We start from the raw sequence: 15,229 nt of genomic DNA, 5'->3' as shown, positions 1-15,229 counted from the left end.
TGCGGTTCCTTCATCTGCCAGAACCGTAGCTCCAGCTCCCAGGGCCGTTCCGTTCTCTCCAAGGGTTAGTGCAGACGCTCCGACAGCTAGGGCATTGAGTCCTTCTGCGTGGGCGGAGTCAGAGCCATCATCAGTGCCAATTGATTGGAAGTGATCGGAATCAATCGCCATGACTTGCGGTGACTGTGACGATGCCTTCCTGTTGGTCTTTCCGCTCTGAGATCCCTGCGTGGAATCGGTCGGGTAGCGTGACTGGGTTGGCGGCACAGGTGGGGGGGCGCTGTGAGCGATCAATGGAAGCGACGCAAGGGCTGCAGCTAATGCTAACCGCGGGTACTTGGTCATGCCATGTCGGCTATGGGGTGGATAGCGTTTGCGGAGTTCTTTCATGTGCGCGAATTTGGTCTCTGGAGGCTGGGTTGTGGCTAGCTGAAAATCAGACTGAGGAGGAGAATCTGTCTTCAACACCGTCGGGCATTTCTACAACGGACATACATACATCGCGCATGGAAGGCAAAGGTCGATGGCGCGAAGATGGAAACGGTATGTTCCGTACAACACCATGTCACGCACGTGTAACTCATGAAAAACTCACCACATTCTCACCGACGGCGGCGCGTCGATGTTCATCTCTGCTTGCTGAGCCTTCTTGCTCTTCCTTCCATGAAGAATCGTCTAATGACATGGTTGCGTGGGGCGCCTATCAAGGACGCGCTCGACAGCCGTAACGCCCCAGTAATTCAGGGCCTATTGCTATTCAGTGCATTCTCCCTCCCCGTGAACTGGGCTTGGCATTGGGCACGCTTGCCCGTATCCGATGCCTGGACGAGAGTAATGGTTGCGGATATGGTGATTGCAGTTCTTGCGCTTGGTGCCTTCGTTATGGTCAGAAGGGGGCGCTTCCGCGGTGCGATAGTACTGTATCTGACTGCGTTGCTCGGAGGGCTGTTAGTCGGCTACCTGTCGCTAGGTTTTCAAGCGCACATGGTTGATCAAACATCTCAGATGCTTGCTCTCATACTTAGTGGGCTGGCGCTCGGCCGAACTGCGCTGTGGCGCTCATTCATCGCTATCATGCTTATCTTCGGAGCAGGATTCATCGTCGATGTGCGTAGTCCGCACGTTGACGGCGGCGCAGTGAAGGATTCTCTCCACTTTATTCCTTCGACTGTGTTTGCCTATTCCGTTATTGTGCTAGTAATTGACCGTTGTGTTACTGCGCTTCGTGAGAGTCTGGTGGAGTCAGAGGAGGGGCGGCGCAGGTTGCAGATAGAGATGCAGGCGCGGGAGCGGGCGCAAGCGGAACTGCTGCACGCTCAGAAGCTTGAGCTTGCTGGAAAAGTGGTGAGCAAGGCTGCTCATGATTTCAATAATGTACTGGCTGCTGTCATCGGGTTGGCAGAGGTTCGTCATCTCATCGACGATCCGGGTAATAGTCTGACTGAATCTTCTAAAGAAATGTACAGCGCCTTAATGCATATTGAGCGGGCATCGCGGACTGGTGTGGAGCTGGCAGGCCGACTTCTGAGGTTTAGTCGGAAGGAAAATATGAATCCTGAGATATTTGATGTTCGCGAGGCAATTGACTGGTTGCGGCCTCTATTAAAGCAGGTGCTAGGTGGAGCGGTTATTTACGAGTTTGTTTCAGTGGATCAGGACTGCTGTGTCTATCTTGATAGATCACAGTTTGAGTTGTCATTGTTAAATGTCGCTTCAAACGCGCGGGACGCCATGCCTGATGGGGGGGTATTTACTTTGGAGGTGACAGTTGATGAGGGTGTTGGTGCTGTTTGTATTATAATGACGGATACCGGTCTCGGTATGAGTGATGATGTGGCTACCCAAGCGCTGGAGCCATTCTTCACGACTAAGCCTGCGGGATCAGGGACAGGTCTGGGTTTGACCGCGGTGCATTCACTTACTATTTCTGCGGGTGGGGAGCTTAAGGTGCGCACTGAGCATGGGCATGGAACTTCGATCGAAATTTCATTTCCGCGGGCGCGCAAGGGGGATTTGAATATTTATTAGTTTGGACTTTCAGCGGCTTTGGTATTTATATTAATGGTTTGATGGAGCTAGGGGGGGGGCTATAAGAAATCTAGTATATAGCCTTCGCCTTGCACGGACCTAAGGGGGAGTGCGCGTCCCGATGCGCTGCGAACTTTCCGCCTGAGGCGGTGCAGAAGGGATTCCAGGCGATGAGGATCATAATCATGGATGTTGTCCGTCAGTGATCCGATAAGCTGTTCTCGAGTTACAACGCGCCCTGGGGAGCGTGCAAGACAGTGCAATAGAAGCCGCTCCGTTCTTGTGAGGGCAATTCTGTTTCCCGCAGGGCATGACAGTAGCCAGCCGTCGTCACTAACTCGCCATGTCCGTCCCGAGGGAGGGGCAAATGGCTGCAGATGTTGGACTCGTCTTAGGACGCTATGAAGTGTTGCAGCCAGTAGAGAGACTTCTACTGGCTTGGTCAGATATGCGTCCGCGCTTCGGCGCAAAATGCGAATCTGATCCTCCAGGTTTACATGGCCCGTGAGTAGTATGATTCCGATATCAGGCTGCAGTTCGCGTAATAAATCTGTGAGTACGAAGCCGTCGCCATCTGGGAGTCCTATATCCAAGACGATTAGAGGGGGCGGCGTGGCCCCGGAAATTCTGGTCAGGAAGTCTTGCGCGCTGCCAACCCCAGAGGGGATGAAGCCATGGTCGGCTAGCTGCGGAATAAGGACCCGCTCGCGGTATATGGCATCATCTTCCACGACTAGGACTTCTGGAAGGAAGTAAGACTCGGAGTGTCTAATCATGGGAAGTGAGGAATATGGATATTCTCAATTCTCTTGTCCTAGATGCCATCCGGAGCCTGGGTCTCTGTAAGTGCTTCGCTCAAAGCCCACAGCCGCTGTGCTGAGCTGCTGTCAATAGCGTATGGTGCGACGCCGTAGTTTTTCCGGCTGGGAGCGGCGTTCGTCGTGTCATTTGAGGTGGGCTCGACCTCTGCAATATCGGAATTTACACAGAATACACCTCCTCTTCCGCAAAGAGCGGGATGCGCCGCACACCATACGTGTGTTGCGGCACCCTGTGGGATAGACTTCATGTCTCGGCTTGGATCAATAACGGGCGTGCCATCGGAAGTCATGTTTCCTGACGCGATCAATTGCTCCGTTGGGATGTGCTTTGCAAGGCCTGTGACAATTCCTCCGGGGTGTAATGAGAAGGACCGGATTCCAAAGTGAATTCCCCTTCGATCAAGCTCAGTTGCGAAGAGTATGTTTGCCGTCTTGGATTGCCCATAGGCTAGCCAGCCATCGTACTCACGGTGCTTAAAATTGATGTCATCGTAGTCAATATCGGCCAGTCGATGGCCCATGGAAGACACGGACACTACTCGCGCACCCTCTGCGCGCCGCAGTGCTTGCCATAGTTCAAGGGTAAGCTGGAAGTGGCCAAGGTGGTTTGTTGAGAGCTGAAGCTCGTTTCCCCTGTTGTCTCGCACGAGGTCAGGGGATGCCATTATTCCTGCATTGTTAATGAGGATGTGGAGCGCAAGGCCTGACTGCACCAACTTCCTGGAGAAATGTCGAATGGAATCTGGGTCGGTCAGATCCATCGGCTGCACTTCAATGCATGCGCCAACGTTAGCGATGGCTTGCTTCGCTCTGGAGATGTCGCGGGCGGGGACTATCACTCGTGCGCCAGCTGACGCCAGCGTTCGAGCAGTCTCGAGTCCGAGGCCCGCGTAGCCACCTGTCACGATTGCTAGCTTGCCAGTGAGGTTGATGCCTCTAGCGACATCCATGGATGTGCTATGCGCGTCGTAGCCAGAATTTAAAGGTTCCTGTGGGGTGATCACATGCTAATCTCGTGTTGATGGCCCGCCTTTATGGAGGGTCTAGATTTACTCTTGGGTCTCAGGCTGATGTATTGAAGGTGTGGGCACCATTTGAGATCGCCCTTCGATGCACCCGAGATCTTCCTGTAGAAGCCCTTTCATTTGCCAAAGATCACCTGCGTGTAAATTGGGCAATAGGCGCTGCGTCGGACTCTGTAGTACAGCTGATCTAACTGCAGTGCCGAGTTTGGCTATCCATTCCGTTGGTGGTGGTGTAGCGACATGACCCGGTCGAAGAGGCGTCTAGTTATAGTGCAGACGTCATGGTGTGTGGCGTGCATTCTGTGAAACAGAGTGTTGACCTATGCTGCCCGTATGGCGCAATCCCGTGCGAGTATGATACCGACTGATCGCGAGCGCATCGGCTTGCTTGACAATGATCGATATAGGTTCGGTGTTGGGTTGTTTGGAGTAGTTTGATGCTTGAAGAAAGGCGTGTTCAAGTCGGCGTGGGGGTGCTTGTCTGTAGAGGGCACAGCGTCCTCTTGGGGCTGCGGCGCGGTTCGCATGGTTCTGGTGAGTGGGGTCCACCTGGTGGCCACCTCGAGTATGGTGAGGATGTTCTTTCCTGTGCGATGCGCGAGGTTGAAGAGGAAACCGGTTTGAGATTGTTGTCGGTCGAGTCTGGTCCATATACAAATGATGTTCTTTCCGACATTGATCGTCACTATGTCACGCTATTTTTAGTTGCGCGTCACTTTGAGGGTGAGGTCGCGCTCATGGAGCGGGATAAGTGCTATGAATGGCGTTGGTTCAGCTGGGATGATCTCCCGGAGCCACTGTTTACCCCTTTTCGGAGTTTTGTTCTCGGTGGATTCCGGCCTTGATTGAAGGAATTTGATGTGCGTGAGCTATGAGCGAGTTGCACCTTGAGCTGTATTGGCTTTTGTAAGTGCCTGTGGTCCTGAAAGTCAAAGGCGCCGTTTCCTTTCTGTTGGAGATGAGTCTCGCTTAGCTACGATGCTTGGGCTAGTGGAGTATCTCGATGTGGTCGAGTTCGGTGTCATGTACCTCCGGCTAGATAGGTCCGAGCCTGATCTGCGCGTGCGAGGGCAACTGGTCAAGTCCTCTGTTAATCCATTGTCACAACAATTACCGTTTCATGTAATACTGCGGATGGTCTTTGGTCCTTCGGAAAGTAGAGTGCTGGAGCAGGTGAGCTGGTTTCACTACTGCTTGCGCCTTCGTCATGTGCCTGCGGCACTCACTTGGCGTGCTCCGCCCTTGTCTATCTCAGTCAACCATCTGGCAAGATTGCGGTTTCAACGCCAATTCAGGCGCGCCCAACTCTAATGGGCAGGGATACATTTGATCTCGTCGTTCCACTGCATGTGGGCATGGCACGTTGAACTAGCGATCCAGATGCTTCAGCGCGATGGTCCTGACCTTGCCACGCTGAGTCCGAGCGCGACGACAGTAATCCACCTGATCATATAATCCTTTGCTCTTCTTACCGCAAGCCTTACATGGTTGGTGTGGATTATAAGAATAGAGATCGAGGTTCTCAGTGTCTGGCTTTCCTTCACCCCCATGAGAGTGAGGCCTTTAGCATTATTGGACGGCGTCACTGGTGACCAGGTTTGGGGGGGGCTTTCGCGGGTGTACGGGCGAGTATCTACGATTGCGCTCAGCCTCATGCTTAGAATTTACTTCTAGGATTATTGCGAGTGCTGCTATGGCTTAGCGATAGCAGATTGCTGCCGTCGCTCGTCTCCCTCCCAAAGCACGCCCACGTTAGGCCGTCTTCTATTGGATTTGTACATTGACACGCTACCCAGTGGCGGGCACATACCGTCGAGTGTGCTGAATAGGCGGTTGTGAGCCATTGCACTGTGGACTGGGTGGTCGCGTTCAATGGTGGAGTTGAGGTCATTGGGGGTTTCTGACGTTGCTCCCTAGGAGATCGCCTTGTTGTGGCGAGAATTGTTCCCTTTAGGGAAACAGTAAAGTTCCTCGTTCCGTGCCGATACATGCCATTTGGCCGTCTATCATTGCCTTAACGGTAATGATTGCCATTTGTATTTGCCGCTGGCTTGGTGCCCGCGCTCTATGGCGATTTGGTGCGACGCTTATGGGAGACGAGAAGTGAAGCCGGGATCGGATAGCGAGGTGATCGTGCGCGGGCTTGTCGCATTGGTGGGTGGCTATGCAGTGGCAGGAGTTTGTTCTGCAGCGGTTGCTCGTATTCTGCCTTGGGGCGCTGCCGATGCTTCGCTCTTTGCCACGATGGCCTCTTTTCCAATCCATGTTACAACCGCGGTCTACGCGTTCGCTTCGCGTAGTTTGGTTCGCGCAATTCTGATGTTGAACCTGATTTCAGGCATGGCCGTCGTCATCATTTGGATTTCCGCAAAGTGATCGGGGGATTTCGCGACTCTCAGAGGATTCTGCACACCTGGTCGGGTCTGTTAGTCGGCTGGGTGCTATTCCTAATATTCATCGCCGGTACGGCGGCATACTGGAGAGAAGAGCTAACCCGTTGGATGCAGCCGGAAATCGGCCTGCCTACCGATGCCACCACCGCGGCGAAACAGGCCCAGCAGTTCCTGGCGCGCACCGCACCCGACGCGCTGCGCTGGAGCATCCAACTGCCCGATTCGCGCAGTAGCGCCACCACCGTCAGTTGGCAGCCGAAGGGCGAAACGGAACGCCCCCGCGGCCAACGCAATCCCAACCAGGCTACGCTGGATTCCAACGGTACGCCTGTGCAGATACGCGAAACACGTGGCGGCGACTTCTTCTACCGACTGCATTTCGATCTGCACTACGTTCCGGTGCTTTGGGCACGCTGGTTCATCAGTGCCTGCTCCATGCTGATGCTGGTGGCCATCATCAGCGGAGTCATCACCCACAAAAAGATCTTCATAGACTTCTTCACCTTCCGCCGCGGCAAGGGTCAACGCACCTGGCTGGACGGTCACAACGCGCTGGCCGTTCTCTCACTGCCGTTCCACCTGATGATCACCTACACCGGTCTGATCACCCTGATGACGTTGTATATGCCTTGGGCGGTGATGGCTGGCTATCCCGGGGGACGTAGCGAACTCTTCGCCGAAATCTCTCCAAGGGTAGAGAAAGTCTCGCCTAGTGGGATCTTTGCAAAGCCGCCGGAGCTCGCCGAATTGCTGCGCTATCCTGAATCGCGGTGGGATGGTGGTCATGCCATGTCATTGCGGATCGACCATCCCGCCGATGCCGCGATGCGGATTGTTCTGAGCCAAGATCAGGGCGATAGGATCGCCAGCTCCCCTGGCCTGCTCGTGTTCGATGCAGAAGGGGGTCTGCTACAGGCAACTGTGCCACGTTCGCCGGCGGTCATCGCGCGCGACGGCATGATCGGCCTGCACGCGGCGCGCTTCGCCCCCATCACGATGCGCTGGCTGTTCTTCCTTTCCGGTGTGGCCGGCACGCTGATGGTGGCCACCGGACTGGTGCTGTGGACCGTGAAGCGGCGCGCACAGCTGCCCGATCCGGAGCGCCCGCATCTGGGCTTCCGCATCGTCGAGCGGCTGAACATTGGCTTCGTCACCGGCCTGCCCGTGGCCATGCTCGCCTTCCTGTGGGGCAACCGGCTGCTGCCGCTGGATGTGGCCAACCGCAGCGATGCCGAAGTGAAGGTGTTCTTCTACGCCTGGGCCGCCTGCGTGGTGCATGCAATGCTGCGCACGCCGCGCCGCGGCTGGGTCGAGCAGCTGGCGCTGGCCGGCGTGCTGGCACTGGGCCTGCCGCTCTACAACCTGGTGGCCTGGCACGGTGGCGCGGTATCCGCACTTGCTGCCGGCGATGGCGCCAAGGCCGGCATCGATATCGGCCTGCTGCTGATCGGCGCTGGCCTGCTGTGGGCCGCGCGCAAGGTGCATCGCTTCGTGCCGGCACAGCGCCGGGCACGCCCTGCGCGCACCGCCTCTGCGGCGGCGGCCGGCGCATGAGCGTGCTCGCCCTACTGCTGGCTGCCGCCGCCTTCGCCTGCCTGGCCATGGCGATGGAACGCCACCACCGCGATGTCGCCGGCCATGCGCCCTCCCCCGCGCCGCGCCGGCGCCTGCTACAGGTCCTGGGCGTGGTCGGCCTGGCCGCCAGCCTGATGGCCAGCATCGCGGCATGGGGCGTGGCACAAGGCTTCGTTGGTTGGTGCGGCGTGCTCGCCGCCGGTGCCGGGGCGATGGTGCTCTGGCTCAGTTTCCGCAGCCCGGCCAAGCCGGCGCCACGCCCGTCTTCCCGTTCCTGACACAGAAAGAGAGGTTCCCACCATGTACGTGACATCCTCTGGCGCGCTGCGCCGGAATGCCCTGGCTTTGTCGATCGCCTGCGCCGCCGCGCCGGCCTTCGCCCAGGACAGTGCGCCGACCACCACGGAACTGGACCGGGTAATGGTTACCCAGCGCACCGAGGGCTACCAGGTCTACGGCACCAACACCGCCACCAAGCTGCCGCTGACCCTGCGCGAAACCCCGCAGTCGCTCACTGTGTTCACCCGCCAGCGCATCGAGGATTTCAACCTCATCACCATTTCCGAGGTGCTGCAGCAGACCCCGGGCGTGACCATCCAGTCCTATGACAGCAACCGCACGCTGTTCAACGCACGCGGCTTTGCCATCAACAACTTCATGTTCGATGGCATCCCCACCAACTACACCACCGGCGCGGGCGGCAACTCGATCCTCAGCGACACCTCCATCTACGAGCGCATCGAAGTGGTGCGCGGCGCCAGCGGCCTGGTCACCGGCTCGGGCAACCCCTCGGCTACGGTAAACATGGTGCGAAAGCGCCCGACCGAAACCTTCCAGGCCAGCACTAGCCTCAGCGCCGGTTCGTGGGATTACAAGCGCGCCGAAGTGGATGTGTCCGGCCCGCTTAGCAAGGGCGGACGCGTGCGTGGACGCTTCGTCGGCGCTTACACCGACAAGGAAAGCTGGGTGCGCTTCCAGCACGACAAGTCGCCCAGCCTGTACGGCGTGGTCGAAGCCGACCTGACCGACAGCACCCGTCTGCGCGCCGGTATCGATTACCTGAAGACCGGCTCCGATGGTGGCGCCTGGAGCGCCTCGCCGCTGTACTTCCGCGATGGCACGCGCGCGCACATGCCGCGTTCCTATAGCGCTGCCGCACGCTGGAACGAATGGAACCGCGAGAGCACCAACTACTTCGCTACCCTGGAACAGCAGTTCGGTGCCGGCTGGAGCGGCCGCCTGGCCTACAACCACCGCGCCACCGACACCGACTCGCTGCTGCTGGCCGGTTCCAACACCGGCAACTGGGCCGATGCGACGACCGGCCTGGGCCTGCGCATTGCCGATACCTATTCGGTGTCCGAAACCCGCGAGGATGCGTTCGACCTGTACGCCTCCGGCCCGTTCCAGCTGTTCGGCCGTTCGCATGAACTGGTGGTGGGCATCAACCACTACGACCGCGACCTGGACACCATCCGCGCCGGCATCACCTCGCGCCCGTACAACGTGGCCGCCTTCCCCAGCATCTTCAGCTGGGACGGCAACATCGGCAAGCCGACCACCTACAACTACGGCGTTCCGTCCAGCACGGTGAACACCACCGAGACTGGCTACTACGCCGCCGTGCGTCTGAACCCGATCGACCCGCTGAAGATCATCGCCGGCGCGCGCTATTCCGATTACCGCACCACCACCGACAACTATAACACCGACGGCGTGTTCACCAGCCGCAGCGCGCGTACCACCGCCCATGAGCTGACCCCCTACGTGGGCGTGCTCTACGATCTCAGCAGCAGCATCACCGCCTTTGCCAGCTATTCGGACGTGTTCCAGGCCACCGCGCGCCGCGACATCAACAACCAACTGCTGAGCCCTACCACCGGTGGCAACTACGAGTACGGCCTGAAGGCCGACTTCTTCGGCGGTCGCCTGTACGCGGCATTGAACGGCTTCTACATGAAGCAGGACAACGTGGCCGAGCTGGACCCGAACGGTGGCGAGATCAAGCTGCCCGATGGCAGCTCGCCGTACATCGCCAGCCGCGGCATCACTACTCAGGGCGGTGAGTTCGAAGTATCCGGTTCGATCAACGACCACTGGCGCATGACCGGCGGCTACACCTACAGCTACAGCAGCAATCCCGATGGCAGCCGCTTTGCCAGCACCAGCCCGATGCACCTGGCCCGATTCAACACCACCTGGACCCATGGCCAGTGGACGCTAGGAGGCGGGGTAAGCGTGCAGAGCGAGATCTACCAGATGCAGCCCATCCCCACCGGGCGCTTCAACGCCAACGGCACCCCGGTTACCGCCACCGGCAAGATGAGCCAGGGCGGCTACGTGCTGTTCGACCTGATGGGCCGCTACCGCATCAACGACAACCTGAGCGTGGGCGTGACCGTCACCAACCTGTTCGACAAGGTCTACTACCGCAACGTCGGTTTCTTCAACTCAGGCTATTGGGGTGAACCTCGCCGCGTGCTGTTCAACCTGCGCGCGAAGTTCTGAGCCGCCGGGATTCTGTAACCGGGCCGAAAGGAATGAAAGTACACCGCTTCTCTGAGCGCTACCGTTGCGCGCGCTACTGGGGGGCATATGCGAGCGTTTAGGTACCCCGATATGTTCGAACACCTCAGTCAGGCGCACTTTTCGGCTGCGTAGCCCAATTCAGGCGGGGACAAGCAGATGCTTCTCGCCTCGTCATAGGCAAATAGTCATGTTGCCTTCCTATGATTCTCGCCTGGCTACGGTGCTCATTTAAGGTATGCAGCCGATTTGACCAATTGATGTGGATTAGGGAACGGAGTGAGTCCCAACCTTGGCGTACTGAATTCGCGCTCTTCTTTGTACCTTTGTGCTGCGTATGTAGACTTTTCGAATATGTTGGCAGGCGTGCAGGATGGATCGAGGTTGCTATAGGTCTGCTAAATGGCCGTAGACCGCGTGCACTGGTGACAACTGCGAGATCTGCTTCGTGTAGTTGATCCTGAAGGGATTGGCGCGGGGTGGTGCTGTTGCTGTGGCAACTACGGGTCCTTACCGTAGATGATTCAGCTGGCAGTCGTTCATCACACAGTTTTTGGGAGCTTATATGAGCGAAATAAATCGACCTTCGCTTGCAGTTCTGGATAAGTACTATGGAGATGAGGCGCAGCCTTTGTACACCGGGCGTGTACGGGTTAGCGGAGGTGTGAGCAAGCACGGGCGAGCATCCGGTGTTGTGCGATCAGATGATGGGGAGTTGGCGCTGGACTTGCGCCTGCCACCTGATCTTGGAGGTCCGGGGGGAGGGACGAATCCGGAACAGCTACTAGCTGCAGGTTATGCGGGCTGTTTTCACGGAGCTATGGTGCTCGTTGCTGCTCGTGCGGGGCTGGAGCTGCTAAACCCGTGTGTTGATGTGGCGGTCACGTTTGCTCGTGATCCAGTCGATGGGCTCTACTTGTTGGAGGCACAGATCGTTGTGTCATTGCCTGGGATGGATCCTGTTCAGGCTGAAGAATTGGTGCGTAATACCGAGCGCGTGTGCCCATATGCGAAGATGTTTCATCGCGGCATTGGGCATGGGGTTCGGGTGGTCGTCGAGTGAACGTTGGGGGCGTTTGCATTAGCTTTGGCTTGCCGCTGAGGGGCTGCGTCGAATGATGGAATCGACCAGCGAACACCTCGCTCGCCCAAGTTTTTCCGAAAGTTCGGGGGTGATTCTTATGTCCAGCGTCGTGAGCTGAAGGTCATCATTGCCCTCCTTCCTGCTGAGGGCAGATTACATATTGGTGTCCAGCCTCTCCCTGAGCTAATGCGGCGGTGATCAGGCTTCCCATGAACATCTCCTGCACATCAGTGATTTCCTTGCTTATGGTTCCCCGGAAGACTTCTGCGCACTCCTGGTTCGAAAGCACCTAAGGAGAGGCCTAGCCGTGTCTCGCGCTTCGAACCTTTCTTAGATTGCTCTTGAATACAGGGCGATGATCTCCGGGTAGTGGAAGTCGCGATACGGCACGATCATCGACTGGTGGACCGGGCGATCGCGCGTAGGCGTTGCGCTTTGGCGAAAAACAATAAACAGAGCGATGCTCAATCGGGCACCATCTGGTGCGTTGTTGTTGTTCCAGTTGGTATCTCGGTAGCTTGTGAACTAGCGCTTCGACTGCTTCCAAACAGGCAACATTACATCCCCGCGGGGGGGCTTCTGCCGTTTCATCGCAATGCCTACGCTGCAATTACACGGTTCTTGCCGTGTTCCGGGCAGTGATCTTCGCTTTCGAGCGAACGACGATGCAACTCAGTCCCGTCGAGCTTTTTCGCCGCGGCAACAGAATGCCATGCGCTGTGCGAATACGCCCGGATTCTTGCGCCAGCCTTGTATTGCTGTCCGCTAGCCAACCCTATCGTGGAGATTCCCTCATGTTTAGCCTTGAAAACACTACTGCTCCCGTCGCTCCAGCGCGCGACGAACTGGTGCCCTCGCGTTATGCCCTGAAGGTAGGTGATGTCGAGGTCCTCGTGATCAGTGATGGCGTTCTGCCATTGCCGACGCAGATGCTCGGCCATAACGTGCCGGCATCGGAACGTGCTGAATGGTTCGAAGAAATGTACCTGCCGCAGGACGCGTTCGACTGGGCGTTGAATGTGATGGTGGTGCACAGTGGAGACCGCACCATCCTCATCGATGCTGGCCTGGGCATGGACCCGGACCTGCAGTTGCCGCGCGCCGGCCAACTGATCCGCCGTCTGGGTGCGGCCGGTATCGAACTGGGCGAGATCACCGACGTGGTGATCACCCACATGCACATGGACCATATCGGTGGCTTGCTGGTGGAAGGGGTTAAGGAGCAGTTGCGGCCTGACCTGAAGATCCATGTGGCTGCGGCGGAAGTGGAGTTCTGGAAGTCGCCGGATTTCAGCCAGACCAATATGCCACAGGGCTTCCCTGACGCGCTTCGTGCGACGGCCAAGCATTTCTGGAGCGAATACAGCGGTTACGTATGCACCTTTGAAGATGAGCATGAAATTGCGCCCGGGGTGGTCGCTCGGCGCACTGGGGGGCATACCCCGGGGCATTGCGTGGTGCGGGTGGCATCTCAAGGGCAGGCACTGACGTTTGCCGGTGATGCGGTGTTCACGGTGGGGTTCGATCAACCGAATTGGCACAACGGCTTCGAGCACGACCCGGAGGGCTCCGCACAGGTCCGTATTGAGTTGCTTAGTCAGCTCGCCGGTACCGGAGAGATGTTGGTCGCCACCCATCTGCCATTCCCCTCGGTCGGTCGCGTGTCTCGGGATGGGGATGCTTTCCGGTGGGTTCCTGTCTATTGGGACTTCTGATCAAGTTTCCAGTACCTCGCGTTGCTTGCCGTCCTCCGCAAGGGCGCACGATAGCCCTGCCGAAACCCATTCAATCCATAGGAGATTCCACCATGAACACCGTAACTCGTACCTTGGCCGCGACTGCGTTGGCCATTAGTGCCCAAGCTGGGATTTCGACCCAGGCGGCCGAGCCGGCACATCCGGTCGCCATCACCAGCATTGCCCACACCGCCAGCACCATCACTACCGCCGATGGTGTGCAGCTCTACTACAAAGACTGGGGTCCGAAGGATGGCCCGGTGGTCACTTTCAGCCACGGCTGGCCGCTGGACTCGGATAGCTGGGAGTCACAGATGATTTTCCTGGCAAACCATGGCTACCGCGTGATTGCCCACGATCGTCGCGGCCACGGCCGCTCCAGTCAGCCGTGGGAGGGCAACGACATGAACCACTATGCCGATGACCTGGCCACGGTGATCAATACACTGGATCTGCACGACGTGACTCTGGTCGGCTTCTCCACCGGTGGTGGAGAAGTGGCGCGCTACATCGGCCGCCACGGTACCGGCCGGGTGAAGAAGGCGGTGCTGATCAGCTCGGTGCCCCCGTTCATGCTGAAGACAGGCGATAACCCCGGTGGAGTGCCGATCGAGGTGTTCGATGGCATCCGCAAGGCACAGATGGAGAATCGTTCGCAGCTGTACCGCGACATTCCGTCAGGGCCGTTCTATGGGTTCAATCGCCCCGGTGCAAAGGTCTCGCAGGCGATGATCGACGCTTGGTGGGCGCAGGGCATGCTGGGCGGCCACAAGAATACCTACGATTCGATCGCCGCATTCTCGGCGACCGATTTCCGCCAAGACCTAAAGAAGTTCGACGTGCCGACGCTGGTGATCCATGGCGACGATGATCAGATTGTACCGATCGACGTCGCTGGCCGCATGTCGGCTAAGCTGATCAAGGGTGCCAAGCTGGTCGTTTATCCGGGGGCGCCGCATGGCCTGACCGAGACCCATAAGGACAAGGTCAACCAGGACCTGTTGGCCTTCCTGCAGCAGAAGTAAACGCAAGGGCCCCGGCGACGCACCGGGGCCCTCTGCCCTGACCGCCGGTAGGCGGGGAGGTGACCATGAACAGAGGAACACTCCACGCCGTCCGCGGATTGATGTACGGCATTAGACGCCCTGTAGTGCAGGTCATTGCCTATTCAGCGACGATCATCACCCTGTATCGCTGGACCGACGGCGCATGGATCCGACTGCCGGCCAGTCTTCTGGTACTGCTCGGTGCGGCATTGGCCATTACCTTCGGCTTTAAGGCGGCGCGCAGTGCTGAACGCGCTAGTGAAATGCGGGGAATGCAGGCGGCTATCACTGCGGCCAGTCGCAGTTGGCTCTTGCTCGGAGATGCCGCGCTTAATGATAGGTCTGCCGCGCGGCAGCTGGGCCAGCGACACCTGGCGTGGCAGGTGGCGGCGCGCTACCAGCTGCATTTCGATGAGGCATGGGAACAGCGTAGGCATGATCGCAACCGCAGTCTGGAATATGGATTGAGCTACCAGCCTCCAGAGAAGCCAACGCTGTTCCGCCACGCGCTGGCCCGGTATGTAGATGCAGGCGAACTGGCTCGCATTCTGGCTGCCGACAGCCCGGGGAACGAGGTGCTGGCGCTGCAGGGTGAGGCATTGAAGTCACTGTTGCTGGCTGACCAGCTGCACCCGGCGGCGTTCCTGCAACTTCATCGCCTGCTGCATGAACTTCAGCGCCTGCAGGCACAGGCTGAGCGCATGAGAGTGGGGCCCGACACCCGTGCCCAGGTGCTGGCCGAAGGAGTGCTGCTGTGCCTGTTCGCGTTGCTGCTGCCGTTCGGGCTGCTGGATGCGATGGGGCCACTGGTACTGTTCGACGACCACGTGGTGGGTATGCTGGCCTGCTGGATCATCGTGCCGCTGTCGGCTTTACTCGTAGCCGCGTTCAGCGGACTGTCCTGGGTGGCGCAATTCAGTGGCCGTCTGTTCGATGAAGTGATGGAGTAGATCCGCGCGCCACAGGACGAGCGTCACCGCCACCGGTCGACTCGC

At 58.2% G+C, this 15,229-nt stretch carries 12 protein-coding genes and 1 pseudogene; 10 read left to right on the top strand and 3 right to left on the bottom strand.

The window, feature by feature from the left end; genetic code table 11:
* Positions 1-39: 39 nt before the first annotated feature.
* A pseudogene (locus A9K58_RS20215) lies at positions 40-171 on the bottom strand (hypothetical protein); the annotation flags it as partial.
* 411 nt (positions 172-582) lie between these two features.
* Here A9K58_RS20215 and A9K58_RS12865 point away from each other — a divergent pair.
* Positions 583-2,028, top strand: a complete 1,446-nt coding sequence (locus A9K58_RS12865; protein ID WP_081284043.1) for a sensor histidine kinase — start codon at positions 583-585, stop codon at positions 2,026-2,028.
* A gap of 59 nt (positions 2,029-2,087) precedes the next feature.
* Here A9K58_RS12865 and A9K58_RS12860 read toward each other — a convergent pair whose 3' ends face one another.
* Complete coding sequence (locus A9K58_RS12860) at positions 2,088-2,804, bottom strand: response regulator transcription factor (protein WP_065199704.1); 717 nt, start codon at positions 2,802-2,804, stop codon at positions 2,088-2,090.
* 38 nt (positions 2,805-2,842) lie between these two features.
* The gene (locus A9K58_RS12855; protein WP_196768671.1) at positions 2,843-3,799 is read right to left on the bottom strand and encodes an SDR family NAD(P)-dependent oxidoreductase; all 957 of its coding nucleotides are present in this window, start codon (positions 3,797-3,799) and stop codon (positions 2,843-2,845) included.
* 512 nt (positions 3,800-4,311) lie between these two features.
* Here A9K58_RS12855 and A9K58_RS12850 point away from each other — a divergent pair.
* From A9K58_RS12850 to A9K58_RS12815, 9 genes are all read left to right on the top strand, one after another.
* On the top strand, positions 4,312-4,719 hold the full coding sequence (locus A9K58_RS12850; protein ID WP_065199702.1) for a nucleotide triphosphate diphosphatase NUDT15: 408 nt from the start codon (positions 4,312-4,314) through the stop codon (positions 4,717-4,719).
* A gap of 1,258 nt (positions 4,720-5,977) precedes the next feature.
* Positions 5,978-6,250: an iron transporter gene (locus A9K58_RS19530; protein WP_155760258.1), complete on the top strand. Its 273-nt coding sequence runs from the start codon at positions 5,978-5,980 to the stop codon at positions 6,248-6,250.
* Positions 6,247-7,821, top strand: coding sequence for a PepSY-associated TM helix domain-containing protein (locus A9K58_RS12840; RefSeq protein ID WP_065199700.1), 1,575 nt, complete (start codon positions 6,247-6,249; stop codon positions 7,819-7,821). Before A9K58_RS19530 ends, A9K58_RS12840 begins: the two co-directional genes overlap by 4 nt.
* A complete protein-coding gene (locus tag A9K58_RS12835) occupies positions 7,818-8,120 on the top strand; it encodes a DUF3325 domain-containing protein (protein ID WP_065199699.1) in 303 nt (100 codons plus the stop codon). The genes A9K58_RS12840 and A9K58_RS12835 overlap by 4 nt, the downstream gene beginning before the upstream one ends.
* Positions 8,121-8,142: 22 nt before the next feature.
* Positions 8,143-10,350 carry a TonB-dependent siderophore receptor gene (locus A9K58_RS12830; protein WP_065199698.1) on the top strand — a complete coding sequence of 736 codons (2,208 nt, stop codon included), beginning with the start codon at positions 8,143-8,145 and terminating at the stop codon, positions 10,348-10,350.
* Between the two features lie 583 nt (positions 10,351-10,933).
* Positions 10,934-11,431 (top strand): Ohr family peroxiredoxin, encoded by a 498-nt coding sequence (locus tag A9K58_RS19160; protein WP_065179747.1) that lies wholly within the window; start codon positions 10,934-10,936, stop codon positions 11,429-11,431.
* A gap of 815 nt (positions 11,432-12,246) precedes the next feature.
* Positions 12,247-13,167 carry an MBL fold metallo-hydrolase gene (locus A9K58_RS12825; RefSeq protein ID WP_065185625.1) on the top strand — a complete coding sequence of 307 codons (921 nt, stop codon included), beginning with the start codon at positions 12,247-12,249 and terminating at the stop codon, positions 13,165-13,167.
* 92 nt (positions 13,168-13,259) lie between these two features.
* On the top strand, positions 13,260-14,213 hold the full coding sequence (locus tag A9K58_RS12820) for an alpha/beta fold hydrolase (RefSeq protein ID WP_065179749.1): 954 nt from the start codon (positions 13,260-13,262) through the stop codon (positions 14,211-14,213).
* Between the two features lie 65 nt (positions 14,214-14,278).
* A complete protein-coding gene (locus A9K58_RS12815; protein WP_331250482.1) occupies positions 14,279-15,184 on the top strand; it encodes a bestrophin family protein in 906 nt (301 codons plus the stop codon).
* The last annotated feature ends 45 nt before the right edge of the window (positions 15,185-15,229 follow it).

It is taken from the genome of Stenotrophomonas maltophilia, from assembly GCF_001676385.1.
Taxonomy (GTDB): Bacteria; Pseudomonadota; Gammaproteobacteria; order Xanthomonadales; family Xanthomonadaceae; genus Stenotrophomonas; species Stenotrophomonas maltophilia_J.
This window is presented reverse-complemented; position numbering and strand designations above follow the sequence as displayed.

Bases quoted from the DNA above. Each gene is read 5' to 3' on its own strand.
- A9K58_RS12865 (WP_081284043.1), top strand. From the start codon at position 583: ATGAAAAACTCACCACATTCTCACCGACGGCGGCGCGTCGATGTTCAT.
- A9K58_RS12860 (WP_065199704.1), bottom strand. From the start codon at position 2,804: ATGATTAGACACTCCGAGTCTTACTTCCTTCCAGAAGTCCTAGTCGTG.
- A9K58_RS12855 (WP_196768671.1), bottom strand. From the start codon at position 3,799: ATGGATGTCGCTAGAGGCATCAACCTCACTGGCAAGCTAGCAATCGTG.
- A9K58_RS12850 (WP_065199702.1), top strand. From the start codon at position 4,312: ATGCTTGAAGAAAGGCGTGTTCAAGTCGGCGTGGGGGTGCTTGTCTGT.
- A9K58_RS12835 (WP_065199699.1), top strand. From the start codon at position 7,818: ATGAGCGTGCTCGCCCTACTGCTGGCTGCCGCCGCCTTCGCCTGCCTG.
- A9K58_RS12830 (WP_065199698.1), top strand. From the start codon at position 8,143: ATGTACGTGACATCCTCTGGCGCGCTGCGCCGGAATGCCCTGGCTTTG.
- A9K58_RS19160 (WP_065179747.1), top strand. From the start codon at position 10,934: ATGAGCGAAATAAATCGACCTTCGCTTGCAGTTCTGGATAAGTACTAT.
- A9K58_RS12825 (WP_065185625.1), top strand. From the start codon at position 12,247: ATGTTTAGCCTTGAAAACACTACTGCTCCCGTCGCTCCAGCGCGCGAC.
- A9K58_RS12820 (WP_065179749.1), top strand. From the start codon at position 13,260: ATGAACACCGTAACTCGTACCTTGGCCGCGACTGCGTTGGCCATTAGT.
- A9K58_RS12815 (WP_331250482.1), top strand. From the start codon at position 14,279: ATGAACAGAGGAACACTCCACGCCGTCCGCGGATTGATGTACGGCATT.